The sequence below is a fragment of the Paraburkholderia humisilvae genome (assembly GCF_902859855.1).
GTDB lineage: Bacteria > Pseudomonadota > Gammaproteobacteria > Burkholderiales > Burkholderiaceae > Paraburkholderia > Paraburkholderia humisilvae.
The window spans coordinates 1-4007 of the sequence record NZ_CADIKH010000194.1 but is presented as its reverse complement, the minus strand read 5'-3'; the positions used below and the strand labels follow the sequence as shown (position 1 = coordinate 4007).

Sequence of the window (4007 nt, the reverse complement as noted above, 5' to 3'; positions counted from 1 at the left end):
ATTTGCAGGTTTTTCACGTTAATGTGCCAGGTTCCTGCAAATCTCACAACACCATTTCGGCCTCAAAGCTCCGCTGCACGAGGCTCGCCGAATTGTTCAGGCTCGACTAATGGGCGCCCCCCCCTGTCAAGCTGACACGGATAGCACGAGCGCGTGCGTGCTGGCACCAATTCAGTCAAACTGGCATCGGGTCCGCAGTGAATACCGGATGATCAATGATCCGAAAAAGGATTGAGGATGCCGTAAACGTTGCGCCGAATCGTATTCGCCTTTTTTGTATAGTTTCCGTCTGCACGGACATACTTGCAAAGGCTGTGATCATTGACATTGAGATATCTTGCAGCGCCTCTGACAGTAAGTTTGTTCGGATCGCCAAAGGGATTCTTCGACGGCGTTCCGTTTTTCGCAATTCCTTCATTCTTGTGGCTCACTGCGTAAGAATAAAGTACTGCAGCGTCAACGTTGAGGATAGGGCGCCCTGCGCCTTTCTCCCTTTTCATGCGGGCATAAGCTAGATCTACTGTGCGTTTCAAGGGGCCGGTAAGACGCACGGGGCCTACTTGGGCCATTGGCCGTTGCATCGAAGGGCCGATGGAGCGGCTTGACGAGTTCGTCGGCACATCCAGTACCGCGTCGATCTCGTCTGCTGTTAACGGTGTATCTGGTAACGCGGCAAAGATGCTATTTTGATACTGAAAGGTATGCGGCTGCATCCTGAAACCAAAGTCGCAAGGTTCGTCGTGAGGCAACTCGAACGAGGCAGGTTCAACGGCGCGCAGGCCAGCACCAATTCGGTTGAATTCTTTGGTCATGATTTCACACGTAGAATGGGGTGCGCACACCCTACGGTATCTGAGCCCCGCATGTGCGCGCAACCCGCAACAACTCGCGAGGCTCGCGAAAATCCCGCGTGGCGCACGTCTTGGTCGCTTGATCGCTATCCGCATCTGATCTGCGACCCACGTCGAAAATCCGGCGCGTGCTCAATGGGAGGGCATGATATCCAACGCAGCTGATGAGCGACGACAGCGAGTTGCATTGAAGCATATCGATGCCGAGGCGCCAAATCTCGCGACACGCCGACGGGAATCGCGGGCTCATGGGCCAGGAAAATGACCGAAACAATTACGGTTGCAATCGTCGCCGTGGGCACCGTCTATATCGGGAGCCTCTACGCGTTTTAGCACGTTCGTCCACGCGCCCGGCTATAAGGTATTGCTCGACGACACGGAGCACAAACCAGCTTGCGGCGACTAGGTGCTCACTTCGCACAACCCTGCCCAAACAGGTCGCAACGGACGACTAGGCACCTTGATCGTCGGGATCGAGACGTTGGAGTCGGCTCGCAGGGACGAGCGCGTCGACCAAGCGGCGCTCGGCTGAAAATGGGTGCCACTTCCAACCTTGGCGGGAGAAGCCAGCAAGAGTCACCGCATGGTCTGGGAACTGCTCCAGAACCGTTGCGATCACGATCATACCGCTGCTCGGCACGACATATGACGGAGGATCAAACATGGCGAGTTGGGCGTCGACCCGCTCGTGGACGGATCCGCTCAGGACGCGATGCATCTTGCCGGCTAGTTGTCGCAGTAGTCTCGCGGATTTGGGGTGATCTACTGACGGCCGATCGCGCATCTTGGCAAATTTTTTTGGATCCCGGACACACCAGATCTCGGAAACGTCGCGAACTGCGGGATGCTGACGCTCTGAGAGCGAGGACCCCATGCCAATGCCCGTATTGCCTGTGTTACAAACTGCTACCACCCCGTTATCCGGGAACGGACCATGTATCACCGTCACGTTGTGGCGAAAGCGACCTTGCTACGGTCGATCCGGCCGACGGCAGTAATGGCCTGAAACTCTTCCGTGCATCGACGGCCCCGATTACCCGGCACGTCAAGATCCGCAGCATGGTGTAGACATTCGATCCTGAGCGGGACGACTACCTCATCCGCCGTCGAGCCGCAAAACGCTCCATCAAGTTGCCCGGTGCCACACCATGGTGCTGAAGATGGCTTGAGCCGGATGCGCGGCGACTCGCCTGTCCGGTTCATAGAAGGGGAAGACGCGACGTTACCGTCGCGTCCTTACCCGACAGTTTGGCCATGTCCTTTTCGTCGCCGAAACAACGATCAGGTTAACAGCACACCATTACATACAAGTCGACGTGAGCGGCTTGTAAGCTTTCGCGGCTTGCCTTGTACTCTTGCTTTTTGCACGACGCGCGAATGGCACGAGCAACGGAAAGTTGGGCGGCAATGGAATTCAAGAGTATCGATCTGGGCGACAAGCGCCTGAACCAGCGGGCAGTCCGGCTGCCAGCATTGCGCAGGCGTGCGGTAGCAGGGCCGAGACGGCGGCAGCTTATCGGTTTTCGCGCAAGACAAGCTGGAACGGACCGACGTCATGGAGCCGTACTGGCAGTGCTCGGCCGAGCAGATGCGGGCATGCGACGTAGTGTTGTGCCTGGATGACACGACCCGGCTGAACTTCAACGGTCAAGACATCGCGGGGCTGGGGCCATTGTCGTATGAAGCCCAGCGCGGCATGTAAGTTCACGCGACCTGCGCGGTCACGCCGCAGCGTGAACCGTTGGGTATGTTGAATGCCTGGATGTGGGCGCGTGAGCGCAAGGGCGCCGATGGTGTGCGTGGCGGCGAGAAGGAAAGCGGGCGCTGGATTGAAGGATACGAACGGGTGGCCGGGCAGGCGGCGGATCTGCCCGGTACGCAGTTGGTGTACGTTACGGACCGGGAGTCGGACATCATCGCGCTGATGCGCCGGGCACACGATCCCGGCTGTCCGGCAGACTGGCTGATTCGAGCCCGGCACAATCGCGTGTTACCCGAGGGTCAAAGGCTCTGGGATCACGCCACGCAAGCTGAGCCGCTCGTTGAAATCCGTTTCACGCTGCCTCGTCGCCAGCGACAGAAGGCGCGGGAAGTTCATCAGCAAATATGGAGTCGACGGATCAATCTGCACGATGCCCAAGGCTCAGTGGTGTCGATCAGTTGCCTGGTCGCGCGCGAGATGGACGCGCCTGCTCGCGTGACGCCGATCGAATGGCGCTTGCTGACCAATCGCGACGAGCCGGATCTGACCGGGGCTGCGCGGCTGATCGATTGGTATCGCGCCCGCCGGGAGGTGGAAACCTTCTTTCATGTGTTGAAGAACGGTTGCCGGGTCGAGGCGCTACAGCTGAGCACGATCGAGCGCATCGAGCGGGCACTGGCGGTGTTCATGGTGGTGGCGTGGCGCATCGCTCGTCTCATGCGGTTAGGCCACAATGCCCGGACCTCGATGCCGGACTGCTGTTTGAGACCGATGAATGGAGGGCCCGCCTTCATCCTCAGCAGGAAGCCCCCGCCCGACAAACCGCCGCAAGCGAATGAAGTGGTACGGCTCGTCGCCATGCTCGGCGGCTTCCCCGCGCGCAAAGGCGACGGCGAGCCTGGCGTCAAAACCATCTGGCCAGGCATGCAGCGGATTGTGGACTTCGTTGCTGGCAACAGGTACATGCGCGAGGTTGAGCATCAGACTTGTGTAATGGAATGGGTTAACAGCTTTCATCGAAAGTTAAAAGCCTCAAATTACATTTTGTTAATTTTATAAATGGTTAGGCGAATGTGACACGAAAGAAACAGTGATAGCTCTGCCCATCTTTACCACTCACCCAATTGCATTGCCGGCTTTGAGCTTGCCAGTTTATTTTATGTAAAATTCGAATTCTCGGCGCCGCCCTCTTATGGGCATCGTAATTCTTTCGAAGTTCGCCTGAACAAGCTTTCCGAGACACGTTTCCAATTCCTTTTCCGACAGTCCACTATATTTTCTATTAAACTCTACCTCGAACTTTCCCTTTAGTGCCATTTCGGTCGCGAATCTATCGAATTCCTCGAGCAATTGTCAAATCTGGTGTACGCGGTGAGCAGGTTCATCAGGCGGCGAGCGATTGCTGAACCGGTGTGCTGTCGATCACCGGGATGCCATTTCTGAAAGGAATGCCT

Annotated in this window: 3 protein-coding genes and 1 pseudogene; 3 read left to right on the top strand and 1 reads right to left on the bottom strand. The window is 57.2% G+C overall.

The window, feature by feature from the left end; translation table 11 throughout:
* Nucleotides 1-212: 212 nt before the first annotated feature.
* Nucleotides 213-812, bottom strand: coding sequence for a hypothetical protein (locus HV796_RS40565; protein ID WP_175233322.1), 600 nt, complete (start codon nucleotides 810-812; stop codon nucleotides 213-215).
* Between the two features lie 1416 nt (nucleotides 813-2228).
* Here HV796_RS40565 and HV796_RS45030 point away from each other — a divergent pair.
* From HV796_RS45030 to HV796_RS40560, 3 genes and pseudogenes are all read left to right on the top strand, one after another.
* Nucleotides 2229-2458: pseudogene (locus HV796_RS45030) on the top strand (IS4/Tn5 family transposase DNA-binding protein).
* Nucleotides 2407-2553, top strand: coding sequence for a hypothetical protein (locus tag HV796_RS45025; protein WP_246356351.1), 147 nt, complete (start codon nucleotides 2407-2409; stop codon nucleotides 2551-2553). Before HV796_RS45030 ends, HV796_RS45025 begins: the two are co-directional and overlap by 52 nt.
* A 45-nt stretch (nucleotides 2554-2598) precedes the next feature.
* Nucleotides 2599-3612 (top strand): IS4 family transposase, encoded by a 1014-nt coding sequence (locus tag HV796_RS40560; RefSeq protein ID WP_246356350.1) that lies wholly within the window; start codon nucleotides 2599-2601, stop codon nucleotides 3610-3612.
* Nucleotides 3613-4007: the final 395 nt, after the last annotated feature.

Excerpts from the sequence above, each read along its gene's own strand:
- HV796_RS40565 (WP_175233322.1), bottom strand. The coding sequence starts at position 812 with ATGACCAAAGAATTCAACCGAATTGGTGCTGGCCTGCGCGCCGTTGAA.
- HV796_RS45025 (WP_246356351.1), top strand. The coding sequence starts at position 2,407 with ATGGAGCCGTACTGGCAGTGCTCGGCCGAGCAGATGCGGGCATGCGAC.
- HV796_RS40560 (WP_246356350.1), top strand. The coding sequence starts at position 2,599 with ATGTTGAATGCCTGGATGTGGGCGCGTGAGCGCAAGGGCGCCGATGGT.